28 protein-coding genes are annotated in these 25,713 nt (G+C 61.7%); 9 read left to right on the plus strand and 19 right to left on the minus strand.

All coding sequences use genetic code 11. The annotated features are described in order from the left end of the window. Positions 1-62: 62 nt before the first annotated feature. Positions 63-1,067, minus strand: coding sequence for a helix-turn-helix domain-containing protein (locus GVK95_RS01220; RefSeq protein ID WP_159946045.1), 1,005 nt, complete (start codon positions 1,065-1,067; stop codon positions 63-65). After that, positions 1,064-1,624 carry an isochorismatase family protein gene (locus tag GVK95_RS01225; protein WP_159946046.1) on the minus strand — a complete coding sequence of 187 codons (561 nt, stop codon included), beginning with the start codon at positions 1,622-1,624 and terminating at the stop codon, positions 1,064-1,066. Before GVK95_RS01225 ends, GVK95_RS01220 begins: the two co-directional genes overlap by 4 nt. A gap of 194 nt (positions 1,625-1,818) precedes the next feature. Between GVK95_RS01225 and GVK95_RS01230 the strand changes: the two genes are divergently transcribed. After that, positions 1,819-2,805, plus strand: a complete 987-nt coding sequence (locus tag GVK95_RS01230; RefSeq protein ID WP_159946047.1) for a Gfo/Idh/MocA family oxidoreductase — start codon at positions 1,819-1,821, stop codon at positions 2,803-2,805. A gap of 22 nt (positions 2,806-2,827) precedes the next feature. On the opposite strand, the gene GVK95_RS01235 is transcribed toward GVK95_RS01230, so the two are convergent. Together GVK95_RS01235 and GVK95_RS01240 are read right to left on the minus strand one after the other, a co-directional pair. Further along, on the minus strand, positions 2,828-3,202 hold the full coding sequence (locus GVK95_RS01235; protein WP_159946048.1) for a GtrA family protein: 375 nt from the start codon (positions 3,200-3,202) through the stop codon (positions 2,828-2,830). Further along, on the minus strand, positions 3,199-4,224 hold the full coding sequence (locus tag GVK95_RS01240) for a glycosyltransferase (protein WP_159946049.1): 1,026 nt from the start codon (positions 4,222-4,224) through the stop codon (positions 3,199-3,201). Before GVK95_RS01240 ends, GVK95_RS01235 begins: the two co-directional genes overlap by 4 nt. A 145-nt stretch (positions 4,225-4,369) precedes the next feature. On the opposite strand from GVK95_RS01240, the gene GVK95_RS01245 reads away from it, so the two are divergent. From GVK95_RS01245 to GVK95_RS01270, 7 genes are all read left to right on the plus strand, one after another. Then, entirely contained in the window at positions 4,370-6,217 is a 1,848-nt protein-coding gene (locus GVK95_RS01245) for a hypothetical protein (RefSeq protein WP_244618623.1), read from the plus strand. 90 nt (positions 6,218-6,307) lie between these two features. After that, a complete protein-coding gene (gene xseA / locus GVK95_RS01250) occupies positions 6,308-7,924 on the plus strand; it encodes an exodeoxyribonuclease VII large subunit (RefSeq protein ID WP_159946051.1) in 1,617 nt (538 codons plus the stop codon). 433 nt (positions 7,925-8,357) lie between these two features. Next, entirely contained in the window at positions 8,358-8,492 is a 135-nt protein-coding gene (locus GVK95_RS25355) for a hypothetical protein (protein WP_280178051.1), read from the plus strand. Further along, a complete protein-coding gene (locus GVK95_RS01255; protein WP_280178052.1) occupies positions 8,489-8,713 on the plus strand; it encodes a cold-shock protein in 225 nt (74 codons plus the stop codon). The genes GVK95_RS25355 and GVK95_RS01255 overlap by 4 nt, the downstream gene beginning before the upstream one ends. A 131-nt stretch (positions 8,714-8,844) precedes the next feature. Further along, complete coding sequence (locus tag GVK95_RS01260) at positions 8,845-9,069, plus strand: hypothetical protein (protein WP_159946053.1); 225 nt, start codon at positions 8,845-8,847, stop codon at positions 9,067-9,069. Positions 9,070-9,104: 35 nt separating this feature from the next. Next, a complete protein-coding gene (locus tag GVK95_RS01265) occupies positions 9,105-9,485 on the plus strand; it encodes a DUF6481 family protein (RefSeq protein ID WP_159946054.1) in 381 nt (126 codons plus the stop codon). 237 nt (positions 9,486-9,722) lie between these two features. Then, positions 9,723-10,076: a hypothetical protein gene (locus tag GVK95_RS01270; protein WP_159946055.1), complete on the plus strand. Its 354-nt coding sequence runs from the start codon at positions 9,723-9,725 to the stop codon at positions 10,074-10,076. A gap of 62 nt (positions 10,077-10,138) precedes the next feature. Here GVK95_RS01270 and GVK95_RS01275 read toward each other — a convergent pair whose 3' ends face one another. The 4 genes from GVK95_RS01275 to GVK95_RS01290 form a co-directional block, all read right to left on the minus strand. Continuing rightward, on the minus strand, positions 10,139-11,392 hold the full coding sequence (locus tag GVK95_RS01275; RefSeq protein ID WP_159946056.1) for an aminopeptidase: 1,254 nt from the start codon (positions 11,390-11,392) through the stop codon (positions 10,139-10,141). A gap of 95 nt (positions 11,393-11,487) precedes the next feature. Next, on the minus strand, positions 11,488-11,961 hold the full coding sequence (ybaK, locus tag GVK95_RS01280; RefSeq protein WP_159946057.1) for a Cys-tRNA(Pro) deacylase: 474 nt from the start codon (positions 11,959-11,961) through the stop codon (positions 11,488-11,490). A 2-nt stretch (positions 11,962-11,963) separates the two neighbouring features. Further along, complete coding sequence (locus tag GVK95_RS01285; protein WP_159946058.1) at positions 11,964-12,326, minus strand: ArsC family reductase; 363 nt, start codon at positions 12,324-12,326, stop codon at positions 11,964-11,966. A gap of 2 nt (positions 12,327-12,328) precedes the next feature. Beyond that, positions 12,329-13,390: a succinylglutamate desuccinylase/aspartoacylase family protein gene (locus tag GVK95_RS01290; protein ID WP_159946059.1), complete on the minus strand. Its 1,062-nt coding sequence runs from the start codon at positions 13,388-13,390 to the stop codon at positions 12,329-12,331. A gap of 241 nt (positions 13,391-13,631) precedes the next feature. Here GVK95_RS01290 and GVK95_RS01295 point away from each other — a divergent pair, with 241 nt between their 5' ends. After that, entirely contained in the window at positions 13,632-14,195 is a 564-nt protein-coding gene (locus tag GVK95_RS01295; RefSeq protein WP_159946060.1) for a methylated-DNA--[protein]-cysteine S-methyltransferase, read from the plus strand. A gap of 16 nt (positions 14,196-14,211) precedes the next feature. On the opposite strand, the gene guaA is transcribed toward GVK95_RS01295, so the two are convergent. The 11 genes from guaA to GVK95_RS01350 all read right to left on the minus strand — a co-directional run bounded on the left by guaA (position 14,212) and on the right by GVK95_RS01350 (position 25,711). Then, the gene (guaA, locus tag GVK95_RS01300; protein WP_159946061.1) at positions 14,212-15,774 is read right to left on the minus strand and encodes a glutamine-hydrolyzing GMP synthase; all 1,563 of its coding nucleotides are present in this window, start codon (positions 15,772-15,774) and stop codon (positions 14,212-14,214) included. A gap of 76 nt (positions 15,775-15,850) precedes the next feature. Beyond that, on the minus strand, positions 15,851-16,489 hold the full coding sequence (locus GVK95_RS01305) for a 5'-methylthioadenosine/S-adenosylhomocysteine nucleosidase (protein WP_159946062.1): 639 nt from the start codon (positions 16,487-16,489) through the stop codon (positions 15,851-15,853). Continuing rightward, positions 16,486-16,935, minus strand: a complete 450-nt coding sequence (locus tag GVK95_RS01310) for a PaaI family thioesterase (protein ID WP_159946063.1) — start codon at positions 16,933-16,935, stop codon at positions 16,486-16,488. Before GVK95_RS01310 ends, GVK95_RS01305 begins: the two co-directional genes overlap by 4 nt. A gap of 70 nt (positions 16,936-17,005) precedes the next feature. Next, positions 17,006-17,458: a TspO/MBR family protein gene (locus GVK95_RS01315; RefSeq protein WP_159946064.1), complete on the minus strand. Its 453-nt coding sequence runs from the start codon at positions 17,456-17,458 to the stop codon at positions 17,006-17,008. A 38-nt stretch (positions 17,459-17,496) separates the two neighbouring features. After that, the gene (locus tag GVK95_RS01320; RefSeq protein WP_159946065.1) at positions 17,497-18,576 is read right to left on the minus strand and encodes a DUF1513 domain-containing protein; all 1,080 of its coding nucleotides are present in this window, start codon (positions 18,574-18,576) and stop codon (positions 17,497-17,499) included. A gap of 1 nt (position 18,577) precedes the next feature. Next, the gene (locus GVK95_RS01325; RefSeq protein WP_159946066.1) at positions 18,578-19,681 is read right to left on the minus strand and encodes an imelysin family protein; all 1,104 of its coding nucleotides are present in this window, start codon (positions 19,679-19,681) and stop codon (positions 18,578-18,580) included. Next, positions 19,681-21,258, minus strand: coding sequence for a di-heme oxidoredictase family protein (locus GVK95_RS01330; RefSeq protein WP_159946067.1), 1,578 nt, complete (start codon positions 21,256-21,258; stop codon positions 19,681-19,683). Before GVK95_RS01330 ends, GVK95_RS01325 begins: the two co-directional genes overlap by 1 nt. 20 nt (positions 21,259-21,278) lie before the next feature. Continuing rightward, positions 21,279-22,559, minus strand: coding sequence for an imelysin family protein (locus GVK95_RS01335; RefSeq protein WP_159946068.1), 1,281 nt, complete (start codon positions 22,557-22,559; stop codon positions 21,279-21,281). 118 nt (positions 22,560-22,677) lie between these two features. Further along, a complete protein-coding gene (locus GVK95_RS01340) occupies positions 22,678-23,976 on the minus strand; it encodes an RsmB/NOP family class I SAM-dependent RNA methyltransferase (RefSeq protein ID WP_159946069.1) in 1,299 nt (432 codons plus the stop codon). Between the two features lie 109 nt (positions 23,977-24,085). After that, positions 24,086-24,448 carry a septal ring lytic transglycosylase RlpA family protein gene (locus GVK95_RS01345; RefSeq protein ID WP_159946070.1) on the minus strand — a complete coding sequence of 121 codons (363 nt, stop codon included), beginning with the start codon at positions 24,446-24,448 and terminating at the stop codon, positions 24,086-24,088. Positions 24,449-24,817: 369 nt separating this feature from the next. Further along, positions 24,818-25,711, minus strand: a complete 894-nt coding sequence (locus GVK95_RS01350) for an SDR family oxidoreductase (RefSeq protein ID WP_159946071.1) — start codon at positions 25,709-25,711, stop codon at positions 24,818-24,820. Positions 25,712-25,713: the final 2 nt, after the last annotated feature.

A 25,713-nucleotide genomic window follows, 5' to 3' on the forward strand; every position in this document is an offset into this window, starting at 1 on the left:
ATGCACCATTCAAATTGGTGAATGGGTCCGATCCATCAAGGGGCTGGGGGGCGAGGTTCCGCTCAGGTGTCGGGCCGTCGATCGCGGCGAAACTGGCTGGGTGGCGCTGCGTGATGCTCCGACCAGACCCGCCGCAAATGCCGTGTCGAGGAAAATCCGGCCCGCTCGGCGACGCTTTCCATATCGAACCGGCTCTGCGACAACAGGTCATGCGCCAGCGCAACCCGGATCGTGTTGATATAGGCTGTAACCGACAGGCCGGTATGCTCGCGAAACAGCCGGGTCATATGCCGTTCGCTGAGCGCCGCAAGCCGCGACAGTTCGCCAAGGCTCCAGTCACGTGCCGGATCGGCCATGACGGCGTCCTGCATCCGGTGGATCGCCGGATGGATATGGTTGCGGCCCGAAAGCCAGGGCGAAAGCTGCGGGTCAGAGCCGCTGCGACGCAGATAGATGACCATCATGCGCGCCACCGCCAGCGCCACCTGGGCCGAGGTCAATTTTGCGACGACATGCAACATCAGGTCGATCCCGGTCGAGATGCCGGCACTGGAGAAGCGGTTGCGGTCCTCGACATAGAGCCGGTTTTCCAGAACGTTGGCAGTTGGCGCCAACGCCTTCAGTTCGTCGATGCACTCGGCATGGGTGGTACAGGCATGGCCTTCCAAAAGGCCGGCCGCACCCGCCAGCAACGCGCCGGAGCAGATCGTCACCAGTCTCGTGTCCGCTGCAACAACATTGCGCAGCCATGTGCGGAGGGCAGCAAGTTCGGCATTCGCAGCAAGCGCCTGTTCGCCAACCGCAAGACTGCCGGAAATAACCAGCATGGCACCGCTGGGCAGGCTTTCGGGCAATGGCTCCAACCCGTCCAGCATCAGCCCGATGGAGGTCTGCTGTCGGGCATGCGTGGAGATATAGCGGTAGTCGAATTGAACCGCACTCTGCTCGCTATTGGCATAGCGCAGCACTTCCAGCGGCCCTGCGATATCGATCAGCAGGGCCTCCGGCGGAACCAGAATGTAGACCGGAAGGATCTCCGGTGCTGACAGGTTCGTCTGTTCGCTCAAGCCGTTTTCCTTGCTGCACCGAGTGCGTCTTCGACAGTTGCGATGCGGGCGAAACGACCGGCCAGAACCAACTCTGTGCGCATGCGAATCTCGGCCGGCGAGAAGCTGACGCCGGACGCATGGGTCATGGCAAAGGTGAGCATGGCTTCGCTGACGAAATCGACGTCGTATCCGGTATCAGCCGCGTTGCGTGTCGTGGTTTCACAGCATTGTTCGGTACGGATGCCGGAGATGATCAGGCGGGTGATGTCGTTCGCCTTCAGCCAGTCCTCGAGGCCGGTGCCGACCAGGGCCGAATGCACGGTCTTGTGGAATGTCACGTCCGGACTGATCTTGAGTTCGGCAAGCGTCGTGACGAAACCGCTATCGAGCGTGAACGGTGCATCGCTGTCGACATGGAAAATCTGCACGATCGGAATGCTGGCCGCCTTGGCGCCGTCGATCAGTGCCTGCTGTTTCTCGACATAGGCGGCAAGGTCGTCATTCGTCCAGAACGCGCATTGGCGAAAGGACTCCTGGGCATCGATGACAATCAGTGCATTTTTCTCTGCGGACATTTCAGGCTCTCCAGTGTTTTCAACGATAGCCGAAGTTATCCTGTCTGGAGAGCAGAAAAAGCAGGCGGCCGGACGAAGAGTGGACATTTTCGGCCAACAGGGTGCACGGGCAAGGAGCGCCACCTGCCGCGAGCCGGATTGCGCCGCTCACGAACCTCGCTTAATGTCCGGCCGATATTTTCAGGGAGGAAATCATGTTGCGTTTCGGAATTATGTCGACGGCCAAGATCGGCCGCGAGCTTGTCGTGCCGGCCATCCAGGACGCGGAAAATGCCGTGGTCACGGCGATTGCCAGCCGGGATATGGCAAAGGCCCGCGCCATGGCCGACCGCTTTTCCGTGCCGCATGCCTTCGGCTCCTATGAGGACATGCTGGCCTCAGACGTGATCGATGCAGTCTACATTCCGCTGCCGACTTCTCAACATGTCGAATGGTCGATCAAGGCCGCCAATGCAGGCAAGCATGTGCTGTGCGAAAAGCCGATCGCGCTGAAGGCCGACGAGATCGACGCAATCATCGAAGCCCGCGACCGCAACAAGGTCGTCGTCTCCGAAGCCTTCATGGTCACCTACACACCGGTCTGGCACAAGGTCCGCGAACTGCTGGCGGCAGGCGCCATCGGTCAGTTGAAGATGGTCCAGGGTTCGTTCACCTATTTCAACCGCGATCCGGGCAATATGCGCAACATTCCCGAACTCGGCGGCGGCGCGCTGCCGGATATCGGCGTCTATCCGACGATCACCACGCGCTTTGCCACCGGCAAGGAGCCGCAGCGCATCCAGGCGACGATCGAGCGCGACCCGCAATTCGGCACCGACATCTATTCGAGCGTGAAGGCAGATTTCGGCGATTTCGAACTGAATTTCTACATCTCGACGCAGATGGCCAACCGCCAGCTGATGGTCTTCCACGGTACGGATGGCTTCATCGAGGTGAAGTCGCCGTTCAACGCCGACCGCTGGGGTGCCGAAGAGGTCGAACTGACCAATCGCAGTCATGACGGTTCGCAGATCTTCCGCTTCCCCGACAGCCGCCAGTACAAGCTGGAGACCGAGGCCTTTGCACGGGCGGTTGCCGGGACTACAGGCGAAGTGGTGACGCTGGAGAATTCCAAGGCGAACCAGCGCTTCATCGATGCGATCTACCGCGCGGCGGCCAAGGACGGTTGGGAAACGGTATAAAGTTAGCCGGCTACTGATGTCGCTATCGTCTGAAGACGAAGCGCGAATAGCCGAAAAAGCTGAACAGCATGGCGGCGATGGAGGCAAAGACCAGCGCCGCATAGGGGCTGAGCAGCGGCGCCATGATCAGCAGCCCGGCATAGATGCCGTAATTGACCAGCGACGTGATCACTGCGATCACGCCGTAGCGGAAGCCCTCGACCACGACCGAGCGTTTCGAGGCGCCGAAGGTGAAGCTGCGGTTGAGCAGCCAGGTGGCGGTCATCGCGAGCGCAATCGCGATGACCCGTGCGCTGAGCGGTCCGAGCGGTGTGAAAGACAAAAGCAGCCACAGCGTGCCGGCATCGACCACGAAGCCGGTTGCGCCGACGATGGCGAAGCGGATGAATTTCTTCATGCGGCTTTCGAGGTGCGCTTGCTGGGCGTAGCGGATTTCGCCGCCGCCGCCGGTGTGTTGACCGGCTTCTGTTCGCTGTCAGGTCGCTTCAGTGCCGGCAGGTTCATGTAGTGGATGCGCAGCTGCTCGGCCCGTGATCGGGCAACCGAATCGAGGATCAGCGCTGCGGTGAAGCTGAGGAAAGACATCATCATCAGCGCCATGGCGGCAATCCAGGTCGGCATGCGCGACACCAGGCCGGTGGTGAAGAATTCGTAGAGGACCGGGGCCATGAAGCCGAGGCTCATGCCCATCAGGCCGGCGCTGATCAGACCGAAAAAGGCAAAAGGCCTTGTCTCTTTCATCAGCATGGCAAACATCCAGAGGATCCTTGCACCGTCCTCGAATGTCGAGAGCTTGGAATGCGAGCCTTCCGGCCGGCGGCCGTAGTCGAGTTCCAGTTCGCAGACCGGCAGCTTCAGCCGCGAGGCATGCACCGACATTTCGGTTTCGATCTCGAAGCCGCCGGAGACGGCCGGGAAGCTTTTCACGTAGCGGCGCGAAAACGCCCGGTATCCGGACAGGATGTCGGTGAAGTCATTGCCGAACAGCAGGCGGTAAAGCGTGTTGAACAGCCGGTTGCCAAAGGCATGGCCCTGTCGTCCCGCATCGTCATGCACGCCGCGCCGTGTGCCGACCACCATGTCGGCGCGCTCGGTGATCAGCGTGCGGACCAGTTCTTCCGCGTCCTGCGGCGCATAGGTGCCGTCGCCATCGGCCATCACATAGATATCGGCGTCGATGTCGCAGAACATCCGGCGCACGACATGGCCCTTGCCCTGGCGGCGCTCGCGAACGACGGTGGCACCGGCCAGCATGGCGGTGAGCGCCGTGCCGTCGGTGGAATTGTTGTCATAGACGAAGATACGGGCCTGCGGCAGGGCGGTGCGGAAATCGCGCACGACGTCGCCGATCGTCGCCGCCTCGTTGTAGCAGGGCAGCAAGACGGCAATGTCGGGATAGGCGGAGGCCGAACCACTCATCGAAAAGCGCACCTGTTGAAAGATCGAGCAGCCTTCGTGACCGCATCCGGCTTTACTATTTCTTGAGAAGGTTAAGGCTAGGTTTCGCCAGACCTTGCTCCTGGACTATTTCGCATAACGGCTGCGAAATGCCGCCCTCTTGAGGATGAAACGATTGACGGCAGCATCTTCCTCACCCGCCCTGCCTGCAAGACGTCGCCTGGAGCGCCTGCCGGCTGCCATTGCCCTCTATTCGGGCCTGACGATCCTCATCCTCTCTGTCCTCAACCTGCCGGGTGCGCGCGACTATGTCGGTATCGACAACGACGATGTGATGCGCCTGGTCCAGGTGCGCGATTTGCTCGCAGGCCAATCCTGGTTCGACCTGATGCAATATCGCCTCGGCCTTCCGGGTGGCACGCTGATGCATTGGTCGCGGATCATCGATCTGCCGATCGCAGCGCTGATCAAGATGTTTTCGCTGGCGCTGCCGAGCGAGCGTGCCGAGGCACTGGCGCTTCTGGTCTGGCCGTTTTTCCTCGTCATTCCGCTGATGACAGCGGTCGCCGTTGCGGCGCGCAGGATCGGCGATACGGCGGTCATGCATATCGCCCTGATGCTGGCGGCCGTCTTCGTCGTTACGGGCAACCGCTTCCTTCCGGGCGCCATCGATCACCACAATGTCCAACTGGTCCTGGTTGCCACCATCGCCGCCTGCCTGCTGGATCCCGCCCGCCGGGCGGGAAGCTTTGCTTTGGCCGGTTTTGCCTCAGCCCTTGCCATCGCCATTGGCGCCGAGACCACCCCGCTGATTGCGGTGGTCTGTGTGGTGGTGGCGCTGCTGTGGGCACTGGAAGGAGCACGGAGCCGCACAGCCGCAAGGGCGTTTTCGCTGTCGCTTCTGCTGTCGATCTCGGCGCTGTTTCTGGCGACCGTGCCGCCTGAGCATTATCGTCTCGTCACCTGCGACAGCCTGTCGATCGGCTATTACGCGATCATCGCCGCAGGCGCGGGCGCGCTGTTCGTCGCAACCTTGCTGCCCGCCCGCCTTGGCCTTGCCGGGCGCAGCGCGGCGCTCGTGACCATAGGCGCACTCGTCTTGCTAGCAGCACTGGCCGTCGCTCCACAATGCCTGCAGAATCCGCTGAACGAACTGGATCCGCTGCTGCAGACGATGTGGCTTGACGGCGTGCTGGAAGCGCAGTCCTTCCTGCGCTGGCTGGAGGTCGAGCCTGCGAGCTTCGGCGGCTTCTACGCCGTGCCGGTCTTTGCCCTCGCCGTCTGCCTGTTCCGGGTGATCCGCGGCGACGATGTGCGCAGCCATGCCATTCTCCTTGCCTTGCTGCTGATCAGCTTCGTCATCGCGCTGGTCCAGGTGCGCGGCGCCGCATTTGCAAACCTGCTCGCCATTTTGCCGGTGGCGCTCCTGATTGCCGACCTTCGGCACAATTCCAATGCCGAGCCCGACAATATCGGTGCCGGCTTCTTCTTCGTTGTCGTGACGCTGATCTCGGTGCCCAGCGTCTGGATCCTCAGCGGCGTCTTCATCGTCGAGGGAACGATGGGCATCTCCAACCGGATGCGGTCGCTGGTTGCATCGGGGCCAGCGAGTGGCACTGATGCCGGCGCCGCCTGCGAGACGTTGCAGTCCCTGGCGCAGTTGAATGACCTGCCGGCGGGCACGGTGGTGGCGCCGTCCGACTATGGCGCGGACATTCTGCGGATTACCCCGCACCGCGTGCTGAGCGGCCCCTATCACCGCAACCAGGGTGGCATGCTGACCGAACTGCATATCGGCCTTGCCGAACCTGCAGAGGCGGCAGCCTTCCTGCGCGGTTCGAAATCGACGATCCTCGCCTTTTGCCCGACCAATATTCAGACCGAGAAAATAGCAAAAATGAAGCCGGACGGGCTTTATGCGGCTCTCGAAGCCGGCAGGGTTCCCGACTATCTGCAGCCGCTGCCGCAGGATCCACAGTCCGGTCTGACGATCTACCGGGTCGTTCTGCCCTGATCCCGAAATCGACTGCGCACGAAGATGAAATCTGCTCAGGACCGCAAGGCCGAGGCTGATCTTTGCCGGCTTTTGCGATAATCAGGACGCATGAGCAATTTCTTCGCTGACGATTCGCCGAGCAATCTGACCGAGTTCACCGTTTCGGAGCTTTCGGGCTCGATCAAGCGCACGGTCGAGACCGCCTTCGACCATGTCCGGGTGCGCGGCGAGATCTCCGGTTTTCGCGGCCAGCATTCGTCCGGGCATGCCTATTTCTCGCTGAAGGACGACAAGTCGCGCATCGATGCGGTGATCTGGAAAGGTTCGTTTGCCAAACTGAAATACCGCCCGGAAGAAGGCATGGAGGTGATCGCCACCGGCCGCATCACCACATTCCCCGGTTCGTCGAAATACCAGATCGTCATCGAGCAGATGGAGCCGGCCGGCGCCGGCGCGCTGATGGCGCTGATCGAGGAACGCAAGCGACGTTTCACGGCGGAAGGCCTTTTCGATCCGGCGACTAAGCAATTGCTGCCCTTCATGCCCAAGGTCATCGGCGTGATCACCTCGCCGACCGGCGCCGTCATCCGCGATATTCTCCACCGCATCTCCGACCGCTTCCCGGTCCATGTCATGGTCTGGCCGGTCAAGGTCCAGGGCGAGGGGTCCGGCGACGAGGTGGCCAATGCCATCATCGGCTTCAACGCCATTGAGCCCGGTGGGCCGGTCGCACGGCCAGACGTGCTGATCGTGGCGCGAGGCGGTGGCAGTCTTGAAGATCTGTGGAGTTTCAATGACGAGGCCGTCGTTCGGGCCGCTGCTGCCAGCGACATTCCGCTGATCTCGGCGGTCGGCCATGAGACCGACTGGACCCTGATCGACTACGCGGCGGATGTGCGCGCGCCGACGCCGACCGGGGCGGCTGAAATGGCCGTGCCGGTGAAAGCCGATCTGCAAGCCCAGATCGCGACACTCGCTGCCCGTCTTTCGGGTGCGACCAGCCGCCAGATGGATTATCGCAGCCAAAGCCTGCGCGCGCTGGCCCGTGCCCTACCATCGCTCGACCAGTTGCTGGCGCTGCCGCGCCGCCGCTTCGACGAGGCGTCGAGTGGTCTCGGCCGCAGTCTCGAGCTCAACACGATGAACAAGCGGCGCAGTTTCGAGCGCGCCGCAGCCAGGCTCTCGCCCGATATGCTGACGCGACGCCTTGTCGAGCGCCAGCAGAGGCTGGGCGAGCAGGCGACGCGGGCCGAACGCGTGATCGAACGCCTGATCGAGCGCAACAAGGCCCGTCTGGGTCGTTTCGATGCGACACTGACGGCGGTGCCGGCGCGGCTGCAGGCGCTGACCGCCCGCTCGAAAGACCGGCTGGAAAGCCTTGGCCGGCGTGCCGATAGCGCGGTGATCCATGACCTGCGCCGCGCCCGGACGCTGGTCGTGGCACAGGACCGGATGCTGCACTCCCTGTCCTACAAGAACGTGCTGCAGCGTGGATATGCGGTGATCCGCGACGAGCAAGACCGACCGATCTCACGGGCAGCAGCGCTTGGTGCATCCCAGCCAGTCGCGATCGAGTTTGCCGATGGTCGCATTGCGGCGGTGATCGGCGAGGGCGTGCCGCCGCCCGGCAGCGCAGATCTGCAGTCGACTTCTTCCAGGCCACAGCCTGCGGCGAAACCGGCGCGGAAACCCGAACCGCCGGCCGGCCAGGGCAGCCTGTTCTGATGTCTGCCTGATGCCTCCCGGTCGTCCTGCAATGGTGGTTCAATCTGCCGGCGAACATAGAGAATTTTATCGGCTGGGCGTGCCGGCCGGCTGATTGCGCGCCAGACCAATATCCGCCCATTCTGCGTGGTGACCACGACCGGGTCTGCCTGCTTGATCCTCACGCAAAGGGTCGCCGCGCTTCTGCGCAGGAAGGCCTGATGCCGCTGCATGGCATGGACACGGTGACCACCGGGAAACGCCGCCTTGTCCCCGGCAGGCTGTGCCTTAGCTTCGGCCGGATTTGATGCTTTGTGGCGCATCCCTTGGTTGTATTTGAGCTGTTGCAAAATCTGAAATTTCAGCAAAAACGTCGGAATTTCAGGCTTCTCCCGAGTGCCGTAAAGGGCAAAGAGAAAAACCAATGGTTGACATTCTTTAGGAAACTCTCTATATGCCAATCATCGATATTTGCTTGCTGAGCTTTGGTTACCGCGCATTTAGCAACCGCGCCCTGAACGAACCTTCCTTTCAAAAATCGCTATCATCTCCGCAGCGCATCGGCGTTGCGGTAACTCTTATGCTATGAAAGGGTTCATCATGACCACTGGCACAGTAAAATGGTTTAACGCCACCAAGGGCTTCGGCTTCATTCAGCCTGACAACGGCGGCCCGGACGCATTTGTCCATATCTCGGCAGTCGAACGCGCTGGCATGCGCGAAATCGTCGAAGGCCAGAAGCTGAGCTACGAACTCGAGCGCGACAACAAGTCGGGCAAGATGTCGGCTGGCAATCTTCAGGCTGCCTAAATCGGTATCTGCTTTCCCTTGACCACGGATGTACTGGCACTGTCGAGAGCAAGATCCAACCGAGGTCAGGCACATTGCCTGGCCTTTTTTATTGCCGCTCGCCGACCCGAGCACCCCAGAGGAGGACGAGCTTGACAGAAAACTTCAGCAAACCGCGTCAACAGGCGGAGATCGCCTTTGGCAAGACCCAGTCGCAATTCTTCGCCCGCGAGCGCGCGTTCGAAGAACTGGACACAATCGTGTCTGCGCGCGAAGAAAAGACCCTGAGGCTGCGCGAGGCCCGTCTTGCCAAGGAATTGCAAGACAGCAACAAGCCGGCACCAAGCCCCGTTACGAAACGTGCCAGAAAGGCCTGACATAGCCGGCATGGCATTCCAACTGGAATAGACAATTGAGAAATATAAAGAATACCGAACTTTCCGACCGCCGCAGCACGGCTGCCGATGCAAAGGCCGCTCTCCTTCAGGCCTATCGCGCCGCCAAGGAGGCTGCACAGCCGAACCTCGAAGCCAAGCAGGCCGAGCGCATGGCCGTCGCCGAAGCCCGTGAAGCACGCCGCGTCGAGCGCGAGCGGTTGAAGAACGAAGAACGCGATCGCCTCAAGGCTGAGGCCGCCGAGCGGGAAGCTGCTATCGCGGCGGCTGCAAATGCTGAAGCCGAAGCACGCGAAGCGGCTGAAGCCAGCCGCATTTCCCGCGTCGTCGAAGACGAAGCTGCCCGCAAGGCCGAGCGTGACAGGCGTTATGCCAATCGCAAGGCAAGACAGTCCTGAGGCAGGGGCCACCACCGGGCCATCTCGATCTATGCATCTGTTCGAAGGCCGGCCCATCGCCGGCCTTTTCTGCGTCAGGGCGATGCGCAGCCGTCGCGTTCATCGAATTGTGACCGGCGCCGGCCTTACAAATCGGTAACGCAATTCCCATTTCCATAAAACTATGTCAGCGAAAACGTGGCAGGTTGCGTCAGGCGCCTTTGTGCGGTGCCGCTGTTACGTCATGGAGATTTGACTATGAAAATGAAGAATGCTGCGGTTCTGGCCGGGATTCTGCCCTGGATTCTGGCTGCAACGGTCGGCGCGGCTCCAGCTCTGGCCGACCAGTCCGAACTGTCGCGGATACTGTTTGGCAGGAGCTTCAACGACAATGTCACAGCGGTCAAAGTGGGTCCCTCGTGGCACGATACGGATGGCACCGTGCCGTTTTTCGTGCAGAAGCCGCATCCGGTCCGCATCCGGACAGCGCAGGCCGAAGTTGCTGCCGATGCAGGGCTGCGCGATGCGTTGGAACTGCGTAAGATTGCTGCGAAGAACGTGATCTGGGTCCAGACTGCCGCCAATGGCGGCAAGATCGTCTACTACCGCTGACCTCCGCAGGTTCGACCGATATCGGGCTGCCGGCGGACGAACCGCCGGCAATCGGGTCATGATCAGGCCCACTCGCCCTTGCGCATGACCGGCACCTTCGAGCCATCCGCTCCCACGCCATCGATATCCACCTTGTTCGAGCCGATCATCCAGTCGATATGGATCAGCGAGGCATTGCCGCCCTGCGCCTTGATCTGGTCCTGGCTGAGCGAGGCGCCATCAAGGAAGCACTTTGAATAGCACTGGCCGAGCGCGATATGGCACGAGGCATTTTCATCGAACAGCGTGTTGTAGAACAGGATGCCGGAGGCCGAGATCGGTGATGAATGCGGCACCAGCGCCACCTCGCCAAGACGACGGGCGCCCTCGTCGGTGTCGAGCACCTTCAACAGCACTTCCTCGCCCTTGCTCGCCTTGGCCTCGACAATCCGGCCCACTTCGAAGCGCACCTGGATATTGTCGATCAGCGTGCCCTGATGGGAAAGCGGCTTGGTCGACGAGACATGGCCCTCGACCTTGAGCGCATGTGGCGTGGTGAAGACCTCTTCCGTCGGGATGTTGGGATTGCAGGTGATGCCATTCTTGGCAACAGAGGCGCCGCCATGCCATTCGTGGCCATCGGCAAGGCCAACGGTCAGATCTGTGCCGGGACCGGTAAAATGAAGGGCCGAGAAGCGCTGGCCGTTCAGCCAGCCGGAACGCTTTGCCAGTTCGCTATTATGGGTTTTCCAGGCAGCGACCGGGTCGGCCTGGTCGACGCGCGAGGCAGCGAAGATCGCGTCGGCCAGTTTTGCCACGGCAATCTCGACCGGCACATCCGGAAACACCAGCTTCGCCCAGGACGGGTTCGGATAGGAGCAGATGTTCCAGTTGATGTCGAAATTCGAGATATATTCAAGCGCCGGCTTGTAGGCGATCGAATTGGCCTTGTTGGCGCGTCCTACCTTGGCCGGATCCTGGCCCGACAGCAGCATCGGATTGTCGCCGGCGACCGCAAGCCGGGCCGCACCATTGGCATAGGCCTTGGCCATGCCGTCGTAGAGCCAGCCGGATGCCTTGTCGAAGCTCTCGTCCGAACCATGGATATAGCGGGAAAGCGTCGTTTCTTCGTCGGAATAGAAGGTGGTAACAATGCCGGCACCGGCCAGATAGGCATGTTTAGTGATATGACGGACCAAGGCGAGGGCTGAGATCGGCGCCGTGATCACCAGATCCTGGCCCTTCTGCAGCTGGAGCCCGACCTTGACGGCCACTTCGCCCAGCTTTTCAAGTTTGGCCGGATCGATCGCATTGCTGAAGTCGGGCGCTACTGTCATGGGGACCTGCCATAATTCTTGTTGGGTTGGTGATAGACTTAGGGAGCTTTGCGGCGAAAATGAAGGTCTCAAGCGCGAAAAGCGCTGGTCGCAGATCAGGCGACAATCGACGCAGCAATCGCACCCGAGGCCATTTGTGCATCCTTTGGATCGAGCCGCACCTGCAACCCGCGCTGGCCGCCATTGATGTACACGTAGTCTTCGTCGAGGGCTGCAATCTCGATGGCGGTCGGCACCTGTTTCTTCTGGCCGAACGGGCTGATGCCGCCGACGACGAAGCCGGTGAGCTTCTCCGCCAGAGCGGGTTTCATCATCGCCGCCGACTTGCCGCCGAACGCCGCTGCCAGCTTCTTCATGCTGACCTCCTTGTCGGAGGGTATCACGACGCAGACCGGCTTGCCGTCAAGCTCGGCCATCAGCGTCTTGAACACCCGCACCGGATCCTCCCCCAGTGCCTCCGCCGCCTGCATGCCGATCCGCTCGGCATGAGGGTCGTAGTCATAGGTGTGAACGGTAAAGCTGACACCGGCCTTGGCCAGCGCCTGGGTGGCACGCGTGGTCTTCGACATCGTTATTTCCCGAGTTCTGCCGCGTAGACCTCCGGCTTGAAGCCGATCAACAGCTTGCCGCCGATCTCCAGCCCCAATTCAAGCACCGGCCGCTTGATCATCGACGGCTGTGCCAGCATCAGGTCGATCGCCTTTGGCCGATCAAGATCCGCCTTGGCCTCGTCGGGCAACTTCTTGAACGTCGTGCCGGCCCGGTTGAGTACCGTTTCCCAGCCGGCCTTCTCGGTCCAGGTTTCGAGGTGGCCGCGATCGATGCCGGTCGCCTTGTAGTCGTGGAAAGCGTAGGCGACACCGTGATCGTCCAGCCACTGGCGGGCCTTCTTCATCGTGTCGCAGTTCTTGATGCCGTAGATCGTCGCGGTCATGGTCAATCCTCAAGGGCTCCCGCCTTGCGCAATGTGCGGCTCGGCTGGTCACAGGCAATTTTCATCAGGTCGGCGCGGCGACGCACCAGCCGGTCGGATATGCGTGTCACGATCAGGCCGGCCTGTGGCGCGCGGATTTCCACGCTGCCGTCAGGCTGGCCCGGGCGGGTGACGATGGTCGCCAGAAGGTCACCTTCGACAACCGGGTCGCCGATGTCGCGGTGAAAGAGAACGGTTCCGGCTTCGGAACTGCGGATCATCTCGATATTGTCGAGCGGCACGGCCGGGCCGACGAAGGTCGGCAGGGACACGTTTGCATCGACGACCACGCCACGGGCGGCGAGGAAGGCGAAGATCCCGCCCGCATCCTTGCGGGCCACATCGGGATAGACGTCGCGCAGGCCGCGCAACTCGAGGGTGACGGCAAGCTTGCCGGGCAGCGGGCTGCGCTTCTCGCCGGGCGTCTCATATTTCCAGGCATGACCGACGGCTTCTTCGAAAGCCGAGCTTTCTCCGTCGGAGAGGAAGACGGCATCCATGTCGAGCGCGGCAGCCAGATCGCTTGCTTCCGGCCAGAAGGCGTCGTCGATATAGGCATATTGCAGCGACTCGTCATCGCAATGCAGATCGAGCACCAGATCGGCACTGAGCGCCATATGCAGCAACTGGCGCTTCAACTGTTCCGTCGCCGGATGGCGTGGCAGGTCGGCCAGCAGCGTCTCGCGATCACGCAGCGAGATCAGCGGGAAGTCGCGGTTGAAATTGGTGCGCGTGCCGAGTTCGAATCGGCCCTGCAACGCGCCGAAATGCGATTGTGAAGCACCAATCGGATTGGCCTGCGGCACAATGACGATCGATCCGGCGATCCGGCCCTTCGCTTCTGCCTCGCGCAGTGTCTGGCAGAGGAAATGCAGCACGGCCGTCCCGGGAAGCTCGTTGGCATGCAGGGCGGCCTGCATGTAGACGCTCGGGGCATCCGGGTTGCTGCCTTCGAAGCGCAGCACCGGCAGGCGCCATTCGAGACCCGGCGTATCGCCGGCAAAGATGATTTCGGATATTTCCACACTGACCACTCCGCAAAATGTGCTGGCACGAGCTTTATGCGAACCCTGCCTGCCCATGCAAGCCGTTGTCTGGCCGAATGAAGCCGGCTGACGCGCGCAAAACGTCTGAAGGGAAAGTTGGCGCCGGATCCGCCCGTTCCCGGGAGATCTGCATGTCGATTGCAGCGGCTGACACAAGAATCGGGTTGAATTGCCGCACTGGGCGGAGGATCCTGACCCGGACGACAACGGAAGCGGCGACATGAGCCCGGCAAGATATCACCATTGCATCTTCGAGACAGCCGGCGGCTTCTGCGGCATCGCATGGAGCGCCGATGGCATCGTCCGATTCCAGTTGCCGACCGGCGAAGCAGCCGAAACGGAGCGGCTCCTGCTGCGGCGTGTGCCGGGCTCCGCAAGAGCACAGGCGCCGGGCGCCGTTGCCGAGGTAGTCGAAGCGGTGAAACGGCATTTTGCCGGCGAAACGGTGGATTTTTCCAGTGTGGTGCTCGACCTGGACAGCCAGGACGATTTCCGGCGCGACATCTACGCCGCCGCGCGCCGGATTGGCTGGGGGCGCACGACGACCTACGGCGCTCTTGCCAAGGCTCTGGGGCTTGGGCCGGAGGCAGCACGAGACGTTGGCCAGGCTATGGCGAAGAACCCTGTGGCACTGATCATTCCCTGCCACCGGGTACTGGCCGCAGGCGGCAAGCTCGGCGGCTTTTCAGCGCCGGGCGGATCGCAGTCCAAAGTCCGGATGCTGGAGCTCGAAGGCGTGAAGCTGGCACCAGCGGAGCCGGTGCAAACCTCGTTAAATTTCTAAGCGGCAGAGATAACGATCATTCCCACTCGATCGTGCCGGGTGGCTTCGACGTCACATCGTAGACCACGCGGTTGATGCCGCGGACCTCGTTGATGATGCGGGTTGCCGCACGACCGAGGAATTCCATGTCGTAATGGTAGAAATCCGCGGTCATGCCGTCGACCGAGGTGACGGCGCGCAGGGCGCAGACGAATTCGTAGGTGCGGCCGTCGCCCATGACGCCGACGGTCTGGACCGGCAGCAGGACCGCGAAAGCCTGCCAGATCGCGTCGTAGAGACCGGCCTTGCGGATTTCGTCGAGATAGATGGCGTCCGCCTCGCGCAGGATGTCGAGCTTTTCGCGGGTAATGCCGCCCGGGCAGCGGATGGCAAGGCCCGGACCCGGGAAGGGGTGGCGACCGATGAAGCTGTCGGGCAGGCCGAGCTCGCGGCCGAGCACGCGCACCTCGTCCTTGAACAGTTCGCGCAAGGGCTCGACGAGCTGCATGTTCATGCGATCGGGAAGGCCGCCGACATTGTGGTGAGACTTGATCGTCACCGACGGGCCACCGGTAAACGACACGCTTTCGATGACGTCCGGATAGAGCGTGCCCTGGCCAAGGAAATCGGCGCCGCCGAGCTTCTTCGCTTCGTCCTCGAAGGTCTCGATGAACAGGCGGCCGATGATCTTGCGCTTGGTTTCCGGGTCGCTCACACCTTCCAGCTCGCCGACGAACTTGTCGATGGCATCCACATGGATCAGGTGCAGGTTGTAGTGTTCCTTGAACATGGCAACGACGTCGGCTGCCTCGTTCTTGCGCATCAGGCCATGGTCGACCAGGATGCAGGTCAGCTGGTCGCCGACCGCTTCATGGATCAGAAGTGCGGCGACCGAAGAGTCAACGCCGCCCGACAGCGCGCAGATGACGCGCTTGGTCCCGACCTGGTCGCGGATCGCCTGCACCGCCTTGGCGCGGTAGGCATGCATCGTCCAGTCGCCCTTCAGGCCGGCGACATTGTGCACGAAATTCTGGATCAGCTTGGCACCGTCCGGCGTGTGCACGACTTCCGGGTGGAACTGCACGGCGTAATACTTCTTCGCCTCGTTGGCGATAAAGGCAAACGGCGCATTGGGCGAGGTCGCAACGACTTCGAAGCCCGGCGGGATCGCGGTGACGCGATCGCCATGCGACATCCACACCTGATGGCGCGATCCGACGGACCACAGGCCTTCGAACAGACCGCAATCCTTTTCGATTTCCAGGAAGGCGCGGCCGAATTCGCGGTGATGACCACCTTCGACCTGGCCGCCGAGCTGGGCGCAGATCGTCTGCTGGCCATAGCAGATGCCGAAAACCGGGACGCCGCTGTCGAAGATCACGTTCGGCGTGCGCGGGCTGCCCTCGTCGAGCGTGGAAGCGGGGCTTCCCGACAGGATGACCGCTTTCGGCTTCAGCCGATCGAAGCCTTCTTCCGAATTCTGGAAGGGGACGATTTCGCAGTAAACGCCGGATTCGCGAACGCGCCGCGCTATCAGCTGCGTCACCTGGCTGCCGAAATCGATGATGAGAACGCTGTCGGGATGTGCTGTCTGGGTCATGCCGAGCCTTTAAAGAAAAGTGGCCCTTCTTTCAACCGCAGAATGCCGGCTGTGCTTGAATATTTGATGAAGGTTATCAGAACCAGAAGACGCCGTCTTCCAGCGCCGATTGCAGGCCGTCGACGGCCAGCGCCAGCTTCTTGTCGATCAGATGCAGATACTGCGTCCAGTCGTCGATATGGTTGACGTCGTGGCGACCGTCGGAAATGCCACGCAGACCGATCAGCGGCAGGTTGAAGGCCTGGCAGGCGCGCATCACGGCAAAGCTCTCCATGTCGACCATATCCGCGTCGATGGCCTGATAGGCCAGGCCCGAGACGACATTGGCACCGGTGGACAGGCTGGCGGCTGGAATGCCCGGAATGCGCAGCGGCAGGTCGACGGAGACCGGCAGATCGAGAAAGGGTGTCTTGCCCTTCTCGAAGCCAAAGGCCGAGGCATCCATGTCGCGGTAGGAGACGGCAGACACCTGATAGACTTCGGCCTGAGTGAGCTTCGCCGATCCGGCGGAGCCGAGCGAGACGACGAGGTCGGGCAGGACGCCCTGATGGTCGAGGCGGGTGAGTTCGCGGGTCAGCACCACGGCAGCCTCGACGGGACCGACGCCGGTCATCAGCGGCGCAATGCGGGTGCGCAGAAATACGCCATACTCGGCGTCGGCCGCCATGACGAACAGCACGTCTTTGCCCGAAATGGACCGGACTTCGTATCTCATCCGGAAATGCCCTCGCGACCGCGGATGACCATCATCGTGCTGGTCATCGATGCGATCAGCTTGGCCGGCCCGTCGGTCAGCGCATAGCCGCGACCATCGGCGACGATGATGTTGGAGCCGGGCTTGGTGATTTCGCCGCGAAAGAGAAACCGGTCGCCACGCCCGGGCGACATCAGGTTGACCTTGAATTCGATGGTCAGAAGTGAGGCATCCGGCTCGATCACCGTATAGGCGGCGTAGCTGCAAGCCGTATCGAGGGCGGCGGAAATCACGCCGGCATGCAGGAAGCCATGCTGCTGGGTCAGCTTCGGATCGAAGGCGAGTTCGATCTCCACCACGCCCTGACTGATCCGGGTCAGTTCGGCGCCGAGGGTTTCCATGGCGCCTTGCCGGGCGAAACTTGCCCGGATTCTTTCGTCTACCGTATCGCTGTCGATGTCTGTCATGCCGCCTGCCTCTTCGAAGCGGCGAAATTGGCATGCGCGGTTGAGACAGGCAAGCGTTGTCGCGGCGAATTCAGTTCAGCAGGAAAATGCTGGTGTTGAGGAGCGTCGCGAAGCCGACCCAGGCCAGATAGGGGATGAAAAGCAGCATCGATGGCCGGTCGATCGGCGCGGCCTTGCGCATGAAGACCACGATCGTGGCCAGCAGCATCAGGATGACCACCAGCGCCAGGCCCGGATTTTCCAGACCGAAGAAGGATGGCGACCACATCATGTTGAGGGCGATCTGGGCAAACCACAGCTGCATGGCCGCAGACCGCGGCACCTTCAGCCAGATCCGCGCTCCGGCAATGGCGATCAGCACATAGAGCAGGGTCCAGACCGGCCCGAAGATCCACGGCGGCGGATTGAAGAACGGCTTTTCGAGTGTCTGGTACCACTCGCCGGGCATGTTGGTGAGGCCGGACAGCAGTCCGGCACCGACGACGAGAAAAATGAAGAGGCCATAGGTCAGGATGGTGCGCATGATCTCAACTTAGAACACCGACGGCGGAACTCAAGTCGTCAGAGACGGGTAATATGCTGATCAAAGGCAACCGCGCTGCGCGTGCCGAGGAAGTCGCCGCGATAGGAGGAGACGGCGAAGCTTGATGGAGAGGCGGCAATGCCGGCGGCGTCCGTCAGGATGGTTTCCGACAGCAAGCGTCCGTCGCGTCCGTCGAGCACCGCCCAGAGGCCGTTTTTCGGCGAGGCGATGCCGATAAGACCTTCGCTTTGGTTGACCGCAATGGCGCCGACATAATTGCCGAGCCGGTCGGTCGTGTCCTCCGGCAGATGGATGAGTGACAGGGCCTCGCCCTTGCCAAAATGGCCGACCAGCGGAGGCCGATCGGTGCGCGGTCCCTCATGCTGGCAGGCAAACCAGATACGGCCGTCGGCTGCGATATCGAGATGCCGGGTCGACAGCTGGTTGAGCGCGGCTGGCAAGGTATGCTTCTCGATCAGGGCGCCGGTCTTCGCGTCCGCGAGTACCAGCGAAGGCTCCATGTGGTCGAGATTGAGCTTGGTGCGGCCGAAATCGGGATGCGTCTCGATACCGCCATTGGCGATGACCAGCATCGTGCCATCGGAACTCACCGTCATGTCATGCGTGCCGATGCCATGCGCCGGGATCTCCCCGATGCGAGAAAAGTCTGCCCGCGTGTCGTAGATCCCGATCATACCGCGATTGGCGACGAAGTCGTTTTCGCTGGCATAGAACAGCCGTCCGTCCGGTGAAAAGGCGCCATGGCCAAAATAGTGCCGCTCGTCCGGCGCGTGGATGATCCGCGGTTCGAGCTGGCTTTTGTTGTCGAAGACGACGGCAAATGTGCCGGGACGGCGGGCAAAGGCGACGGAGAGACCTGTCGCCTTGCTGTGGCAGAGGCCATGCACGCGGCCGGGCAGGGCGATTTCGTCGATCAGTTCGCCAGTTTCGCTGACAAGTCCGATGGCAAAGCGGCCATCGGCGCGCTTCAGGCCCGAGGCATAGACCGCATCCGCCCGCGACAGTGCAAAGGCGGAGCGTGGTGCGAGACCGGCGACGAAGGCAAGGCCCGCTGCCCGGATGAATGATCGCCGGTCGATCAGGCCGCTGCCGATCATCTCAGTCTCCGTCGGAAAACGAGAAACCGGCGGCAAGGCCAATGCCGCCACCGAGATCATTGTTGAGGCGCAGGATCAGGTCGCGGCTGTTCAGCAGCAGGAAGTCGAGCTTGGCCGTTTCTGCCGGATCGCCAAGCGCCTCTTCGACATTCGGCTGGATGTCGTTCACCACCCGCAACAGCGAGCGGGCGACAAAATCGATGGAACTGACGGTAGAACGGCTGTCTTCGGAGAGCAAATCGACCATGCCTGACGTTTTCAGGAGGTCGCGGACGCCTTCGAGATTGCCGGCGATCGAGCGGAATGTATTGCCCGAGCGCCAATAGATCGCCTGGCGTGGCAGGGCTTTCTTTGGGTCGCCCTTGTAGAAGCTTTCCATGCGCTGGTCGCGGATCGTCTCTGCCGCATGCACCAGAATGCCGAGAAGGGCATTGGCGGCTTCCCTTTCGTCGCGGAACAGCGGGTTATCGGGGCCGGGCTTCTCCCAGGCGGCCTGCACGCCATCGGGTGCGTCCCACGCCGCTGAGAGTTCACCGCCGAGCCGCTCAAGATTGGCGGCAATCGCCGCACCATAGCGGCAGCGATACGCGCCCTGAGCGTCGCTGAGAACTTCGTGCCCCGTGCCGAACAGCACAAATTCCAGCGCGCCCAGGCCCTGCATGGCGACGCTCTTTTCTTTCAGCGTCGTCACCTGGGTGACACTGTCATCCGGTTTGGCCAGAGCCGCCTGAACCTGCTTCATGCCGGTGCTTTTGCGGTCGGGGAAAAACAGCACGCGCTCGAAGCGGTTGTCCTCGATCACCGGGCCGATCCGGACGATCTCGATCCGCGACCAGGCATCGATCGTGTCGTTGAAAGCGCCGTGCGCAGCATCGACAGCGGCGGCCGACGGCGTGGCGCAGAGTGCTTCCATGCTGGTCTTCAGTCTGCCTGCGGTGTCCTGGAAGTGGTGATAACCGGGGCGAATGAAATCATCGACCGCCCGCGTCATCACACTTGGCACCAGTGCGGTATTCAGCACGGCTGGCCCGGCATTGCTTTCCTGTGCCATTGCACCGGAGGAAATCGACAGGGCAAGAACCAGGCTCGTCAGGGCAAAACGCATCAGAGAGACTCCAGAAATGTGATCAGCGCCTTCCGGTCGTCGGGCGCCTGGGCTGCAAAGGCATCGCGGGCTTTTTGTGCTTCGCCGCCATGCCAGAGGATGGCTTCGGTCAGGTTTCGCGCCCGCCCGTCATGCAGGAAGAAAGTATGCCCGCTGACGGTCTGGGTCAGACCGATACCCCAGAGCGGCGGCGTGCGCCACTCCTGTCCGCTGGCATCGCCAACCTGTTGGCCATCGGCAAGGCCGTCACCCATGTCATGCAGCAGGAAGTCGGAATAGGGCCAGATCAGCTGGAAGGCCTGGGCCTTGTTGCCGGCATCGCGGCGCGTCACGTATTTCGGCGTATGGCAGGCGATGCAGCCGCTTTGATAAAACAGCTGCTTGCCGCGCAGCACGTCCGGGCTCGAGACGTCGCGCCGGATCGGCGGGGCAAGGTTTTCCGCGTAGAATGTTACCAGGGCAAGCACCGGATCCGGTGCTTCCGTATCGCCAAGCCGTGGCTGTACCCCGGTTGACAAAGACGTGCAGGCGGTTTGCAGCACCGTGCAATCGCCCCAATGCCTGGCCGTATCCGGGGTGGAAATGCCGATATCGCCGGCAAAGGCGCTGGCACTCTGGTCACGAACCGAACCGTTCTGCGCCTTCCAGCCGAAGCGGCCGAGCACGATCTCGCCGGTGCGATGGTCGCGCGCCCGTGCCGCGCGGCCGGAGATCCCATCAGCGTCCTTGTCGTCGGGATCGGCGTGCGAGCGAATATCTTCCGGCGCGATGGCCTCGATCAGGCCGAGCCCGGTCATCGGATTGGCGATGCGTGGCGACAGCGTCGTATGTGGGTCGAGCGGGCCATAGGCAAGATCGGATACGGAATAGTGCGGCTTGCGCAGGGACACGGTCTCGCCACCGGCGAGCGTCACCCTCTGTTCTTCGTAGGAAATGACCAAACGGCCTTCGGCGGCAAGGCCGGGCACGGCCTGATCCTGCAATTGGCTGCCATAGACCGGGTCCGGAAAATTGACCACCTCGAGCGCATCCCGCTTGGCCCGCTCCTCTGGCGTGCGTGCGGGACGCGCCAGCCGCAGGAACATCGAGGTCGCATCAGGGTCAGCCTCGGGCGGATGGCCACGGCCGTCCTTCAGGTGGCAGCTCTGGCAGGCGCGTGCATTAAATAGCGGGCCGAGCCCATCGGAAGCCTGTGTGGATGAGGGCGACGACACCCAGAGTTTGCGAAACAGCGCATTGCCGAGCTTGAAATCCTGCTCTTCGGCGAAGGTGATGTTTTCGGAAAACTGCGAAAAGGCATCGGCATTGGGGGAGTGCCGCGATGTCGAGGCACCACCCGGTTTGGCTTCGAAGGCTTCAGCCTTATCGAATATGGTCGTCGGCGCTGTCACCTTCGCGACCCGCGCGCGATCCTTGTCACTCAGATCGGGACGGCTTGGCTGGTCGTCGGCCCTCGAGGGGGAGAGTACGAGGCCAAGGGCCAGTACAAAAAATGCCAGCGCCGTGCAGGCGGAGAAATGCGCCCGCAGGCGCCGAAGAAACAGGCTCATGTGAAGATCGGGCCGCCTGATGGTCATCGGGCGGCCCGCCTTTTTACTTATTGGAAGACAGCGTTAGGGTTATCCAGGCTGTCGGAACCTTCAAGCTCAATCGCACCCAGGTCCAGCGACGCAATGACGCGCTGGATGGTCTGGGTCTGGTCGATCAGGCCGTCGATGGCGGCCTGTACGGTAGCATTGCCCTCGGCATTGCCTTCGCCGATCATCTGGTCATAGGCCTCGACTGTTTCGGCGCGCTTGGCCATGGCATTCATCGCAGCGAGCGTCTTGTCGAGCTTGCCCTTCATCTCGGCGTCGAGTGCTGAATCCTTGGCAACGACCAGTTCCGACAGTGACGGCCCGGTCAGCTTGGTGCCGTCGACGCGGGTGTATTCGCCGGTATAGGCCGATGCGATGCCGATGGCGTCGTTCAGATGCGAGGCGTGCGTGTTGTCGGAGAAGCAATCATGCTCTTCTTCCGGATCATGCAGCAGAACGCCGAGCTTCATGCGCTCGCCGGCCAGTTCGCCATAGGAGAGCGAGCCCATGCCGGTCAGGATGGTCGAGAGACCAGCCTTTTCATCGGCCAGCACCGACTTGGTCGCTTCGCCATCCGGCGCCCATGCGGTGACCATGTCCTGCAGGTCGTTGACCAGCAAGGTGGAGGCGGATTTCAGATAGGCCGCGCGGCGGTCGCAATTGCCGTTGGTGCAGGCCTTGGTATCGAAGTCGGTATAGGGGCGGTTGCCGGCGCCTGGACCGGTGCCGTTCAGGTCCTGGCCCCAGAGCAGGAATTCGATGGCGTGGTAGCCGCTGGCGACATTCGCCTCGACTTCGCCGGCTTCGTGCAGGGTGTCGGCGATCAGTTCCGGATTGATGGTGGTCGCATCGACATCGGCGCCGTTGATCTTGATCTTCGGGTTGGCGATGACATTGGCGACGTAGAGTGCGTTGCCGTCGCTTTCCGTGCCGTAGCCGGCATCGACATAGTCGATCAGGCCTTCATCGAGCGGCCAGGCGTTGACCTTGCCTTCCCAGTCGTCAACGATCGCGTTGCCGAAACGATAGACTTCCGTCTGCTGATACGGCACGCGGGCCTTAATCCAGGCAGCGCGCGCAGCTTTCAGCGTTTCGTCGCTCGGGGTTGCGATCAGCGCGTCGATGGCGGTGTCCAGAGCCTTGGCCGTGGTCAGCGCATCCTCGAACTTGGCATGGGCGAGCACGCTATAGTGCGTGAGCACCTCTGCCGGTGACGGCGCGGCAAATGCCGGACCGGTAAAGATGGCGGCGGAAGCGACCAGAAGCGCGACAGACGCGCCGATGATGGATTTCCGGATCATGGGGTTCTCCTTCGACGCCGAGGCGCCCTCTCGATAAAACGGACGCCATGTCTTGGCCGAAAACCAAACTGGTGTCAAACAGTCGACTATAAGAATGAGCGACTGGACTTGACACCTGTCAATCCGTGCCGGTCTTGCGGCGCATCCGGCAGAAGAAGAAGCCGTCTGTGTCCATGCTGGCGGGGCTGAGCGTGATGGTCCGGCCATCGGCCGAGCGTGGCTTCGGAGCCTTGTCGCCGAACAGCCGCTTCCAGTCCTCCAGTGCCGAAACGATCTCGAACTGTGGGTTGGTTTCGCAGAAGGCACGCACCTGCGCATCGTTTTCAGCCGGCAGCACGGAACAGGTAACATAGAGCAGCGACCCGCCCGGCTTCACATAGGCCGAGGCTTCGGTCAGGGCATCCTGCTGCTGGATCACGCGCTCCTCGAGATTGCGCTGTGTCAGGCGCCACTTGGTATCCGGGCGCCGACGCCATGTGCCGGTACCGGTGCAGGGCGCATCGACCAGCACACGGTCGAATTTTTCCTTGAGGCTGTTCAGGCTCTTGAGCGCATCATGTACCTGCACATTATGCGTGCCGGCGCGCTTCAGTCGCTCGATGATCGGCGCCAGGCGCTTGCGATCGGAATCGTAGGCGTGCACCTGCCCCTTGTTGTTCATCGCGGCCGCCATGGCGAGCGTCTTGCCGCCGCCGCCGGCGCAGAAGTCGAGAACCTGATCGCCCTCGCGCGCATCGACCAGATCGGCGACGATCTGCGATCCTTCATCCTGCACTTCGAACCAGCCCTTCTGAAAGCTGAGTTCGGCCGTGACATTGGGAAGGCGCGATGGCCCTTCGCCGGCGGGAACCCGCATTCCGAAGCGCGCGATCGGAGAGGCCACGGCTCCGGCGCGATCCAGCGCTTTCAGAACCTTCTCGCGATGGGCCTTCAAGGTATTGACGCGCAGGTCGAGTGTCGGACGAGTGGCAAGCGCCTTGGCTTCGGTCAGCCAGTCCTCGCCAAAGGCGGCCTCAAAGGCGGGTTCCACCCAGTCGGGAATGTCGCCCTGGACATGCAGCGGAGCGTCGGCGAGATTGCGGCCGGCAAAAGCCTGGGCCTGGGATTCACTCAGTGGAGCAGGTGCGAAATTGTCGCCGTCGAATTCGGACGCCAATTGATCGGCGCTATAGCCCCATTGGCGCAGCAGCACGGCCCAGCCAAGGGCGTGCGCGCTGTCGTCATCCATCAGAAAGGCATGCGAAAGCTTCATGCGCAGGGCGTCATAGACAATATTGCCGATGGCCGCACGGTCGCCGGAACCGGCAAAGCGATGCGACAGGCCCCAATCCTTCAGGGCGTCGGCAACAGGACGGCGACGGGTTTCGATATCGCTCAAAACTTCGATCGCACCGGCAAGACGGCCGCCCAAGCGCATATTCATTCTCCTCTAAAAGAAGAGAGCGTGGTAACGGCGAACCGGATGAAGAGCAAGCGCTTTGGCCTGCGATCCGGCATTTCGCCGCGACAGGTGTTGAAAGCGCGGATCAGCGGATGATTTCGTAGCAAACCTTGGCGTGGCCGGAACGGATCATGCCGATGTTCTGGGCGGCGGCCTTCGACAGGTCGAGCACGCGGCCGCGGATGAACGGGCCACGATCGTTGACGCGGACCACGACGCTCTTGCCATTGTTGCGGTTGGTCACCTTGATCTTGGTGCCGAAGCGCAGGCTCTTGTGAGCGGCGGTCATTTGCGACGGGTTCATACGTTCACCGGACGCTGTCTTGGAGTGCAGGGCGTACCAGGACGCGCCGCCACAGGAAGAAGCGGCCTCTGCACTGATCGGTGCGAAAGCACAGAGTGCAGCTATAGTTGCAGCGGTGAAAATAGAGCGTCGGTTATTCGTCAAGTTTCATTTCCCTAATCGTTGACACGAGCTTTTTTTTGCGTGGAAACGGCTAAGTAGGGTAAAAAGTGGCAAAAACGTGCCCTTGACTAATCACGTAATGTTACATGGGGTAGCATACGTGATTGATTCGCGAAAAATATTCACCTTAATGAAGTGTAAATGGGAAGAAAAAACCTATTGATTCCAGCCTGAATCGCGGAATCCGATTCCTCGGGTCACCCAAGGGTGCGCGATCACGAAATAAACGAAGAAAAATTCTTCCAGATCGCCACATTTGCTGCCCTAATTGTGGCTGTCCTCTGGCCGAGGCCCAAACTGTAGGGCCAGTCGGGCTTGGTGCAGATACAACCTGACCCGGTAAAACGACTTTCAGGCCGGTTTGTTCCAGCGACCGGAGGACAGTAGATCCTCCAGCGACTGGTAGTAATTCGGAAAGTGGAAATCAAATCCGAGCGCTTTGATCTTGGCGTTGGAAACCCGCTTGTTCTCGCCATAGAAGGAGCGCGCCATCGGTGTGAGGTCCGCGGTCTCGAACGGTTGTTCGGCCGGTGCATCAATCCCCATCAGCCGGGCTGCCTCGCTCACCACATCCTGCGGCGGGCTCGGCATGTCGTCGGTGACATTGAAGACACCGGCTGTCCGTGGCCCTGCCAGAAACGCGGTGGCAGACGCGATGTCCTCGACACGGATGCGGTTGAACACCTGGTCCTTCTTCACCAGCCGGCGCGCCGTTCCCTGGGTGAGATTGATGAAGGTGTTGCGGCCGGGGCCATAGATGCCCGACAGACGGAGGATGGCAAGCGGCAGATCCTCGCGCTGAGCCAGAGCCGTCCATGCCGTTTCGGCCTCGACGCGCTCGACCGATCGCACAGAGACCGGCTTGAGTGCCGTCTCCTCATTCACCCAGGCGCCATCATGATCGCCGTAGACGCCAACGGTGGAGAGATAGCAGAGCCATTCAAGTTTGGGCATCGCGGCGCGCAAACCGTTTTCACCAAACAGCCGGATCAGCGGATCGCCATCGCGGCCCGGCGCAATCGACTGGACCAGATGCGTGACACCTGTGAGGGCATGCGCGAGATCGTCGGACAGAACCTGTCCGTCATAGATATAAGGTTGAAGCCCGACTTCACGAAGCGTCTCGGCCTTGTCCGCGCTGCGGCTCGTGCCGCCGACCCAGATGTCCTGGATGGCGCCCTGCGCGGCCATCTGGCGGCCGATCGCCTTGCCCGAGTATCCGGCTCCGAAAATCATCATGCGCATGT

The organism is Rhizobium sp. 18065 (assembly GCF_902706095.1).
Lineage (GTDB): Bacteria > Pseudomonadota > Alphaproteobacteria > Rhizobiales > Rhizobiaceae > Allorhizobium.

Excerpts from the sequence above, each read along its gene's own strand:
- GVK95_RS01225 (WP_159946046.1), bottom strand. The coding sequence starts at position 1,624 with ATGTCCGCAGAGAAAAATGCACTGATTGTCATCGATGCCCAGGAGTCC.
- GVK95_RS01230 (WP_159946047.1), top strand. The coding sequence starts at position 1,819 with ATGTTGCGTTTCGGAATTATGTCGACGGCCAAGATCGGCCGCGAGCTT.
- GVK95_RS01235 (WP_159946048.1), bottom strand. The coding sequence starts at position 3,202 with ATGAAGAAATTCATCCGCTTCGCCATCGTCGGCGCAACCGGCTTCGTG.
- GVK95_RS01240 (WP_159946049.1), bottom strand. The coding sequence starts at position 4,224 with ATGAGTGGTTCGGCCTCCGCCTATCCCGACATTGCCGTCTTGCTGCCC.
- GVK95_RS01245 (WP_244618623.1), top strand. The coding sequence starts at position 4,370 with ATGAAACGATTGACGGCAGCATCTTCCTCACCCGCCCTGCCTGCAAGA.
- xseA (WP_159946051.1), top strand. The coding sequence starts at position 6,308 with ATGAGCAATTTCTTCGCTGACGATTCGCCGAGCAATCTGACCGAGTTC.
- GVK95_RS25355 (WP_280178051.1), top strand. The coding sequence starts at position 8,358 with ATGCCAATCATCGATATTTGCTTGCTGAGCTTTGGTTACCGCGCATTT.
- GVK95_RS01255 (WP_280178052.1), top strand. The coding sequence starts at position 8,489 with ATGAAAGGGTTCATCATGACCACTGGCACAGTAAAATGGTTTAACGCC.
- GVK95_RS01270 (WP_159946055.1), top strand. The coding sequence starts at position 9,723 with ATGAAAATGAAGAATGCTGCGGTTCTGGCCGGGATTCTGCCCTGGATT.
- GVK95_RS01275 (WP_159946056.1), bottom strand. The coding sequence starts at position 11,392 with ATGACAGTAGCGCCCGACTTCAGCAATGCGATCGATCCGGCCAAACTT.
- ybaK (WP_159946057.1), bottom strand. The coding sequence starts at position 11,961 with ATGTCGAAGACCACGCGTGCCACCCAGGCGCTGGCCAAGGCCGGTGTC.
- GVK95_RS01285 (WP_159946058.1), bottom strand. The coding sequence starts at position 12,326 with ATGACCGCGACGATCTACGGCATCAAGAACTGCGACACGATGAAGAAG.
- GVK95_RS01295 (WP_159946060.1), top strand. The coding sequence starts at position 13,632 with ATGAGCCCGGCAAGATATCACCATTGCATCTTCGAGACAGCCGGCGGC.
- guaA (WP_159946061.1), bottom strand. The coding sequence starts at position 15,774 with ATGACCCAGACAGCACATCCCGACAGCGTTCTCATCATCGATTTCGGC.
- GVK95_RS01305 (WP_159946062.1), bottom strand. The coding sequence starts at position 16,489 with ATGAGATACGAAGTCCGGTCCATTTCGGGCAAAGACGTGCTGTTCGTC.
- GVK95_RS01310 (WP_159946063.1), bottom strand. The coding sequence starts at position 16,935 with ATGACAGACATCGACAGCGATACGGTAGACGAAAGAATCCGGGCAAGT.
- GVK95_RS01315 (WP_159946064.1), bottom strand. The coding sequence starts at position 17,458 with ATGCGCACCATCCTGACCTATGGCCTCTTCATTTTTCTCGTCGTCGGT.
- GVK95_RS01320 (WP_159946065.1), bottom strand. The coding sequence starts at position 18,576 with ATGATCGGCAGCGGCCTGATCGACCGGCGATCATTCATCCGGGCAGCG.
- GVK95_RS01325 (WP_159946066.1), bottom strand. The coding sequence starts at position 19,681 with ATGCGTTTTGCCCTGACGAGCCTGGTTCTTGCCCTGTCGATTTCCTCC.
- GVK95_RS01330 (WP_159946067.1), bottom strand. The coding sequence starts at position 21,258 with ATGACCATCAGGCGGCCCGATCTTCACATGAGCCTGTTTCTTCGGCGC.
- GVK95_RS01335 (WP_159946068.1), bottom strand. The coding sequence starts at position 22,559 with ATGATCCGGAAATCCATCATCGGCGCGTCTGTCGCGCTTCTGGTCGCT.
- GVK95_RS01340 (WP_159946069.1), bottom strand. The coding sequence starts at position 23,976 with ATGCGCTTGGGCGGCCGTCTTGCCGGTGCGATCGAAGTTTTGAGCGAT.
- GVK95_RS01350 (WP_159946071.1), bottom strand. The coding sequence starts at position 25,711 with ATGCGCATGATGATTTTCGGAGCCGGATACTCGGGCAAGGCGATCGGC.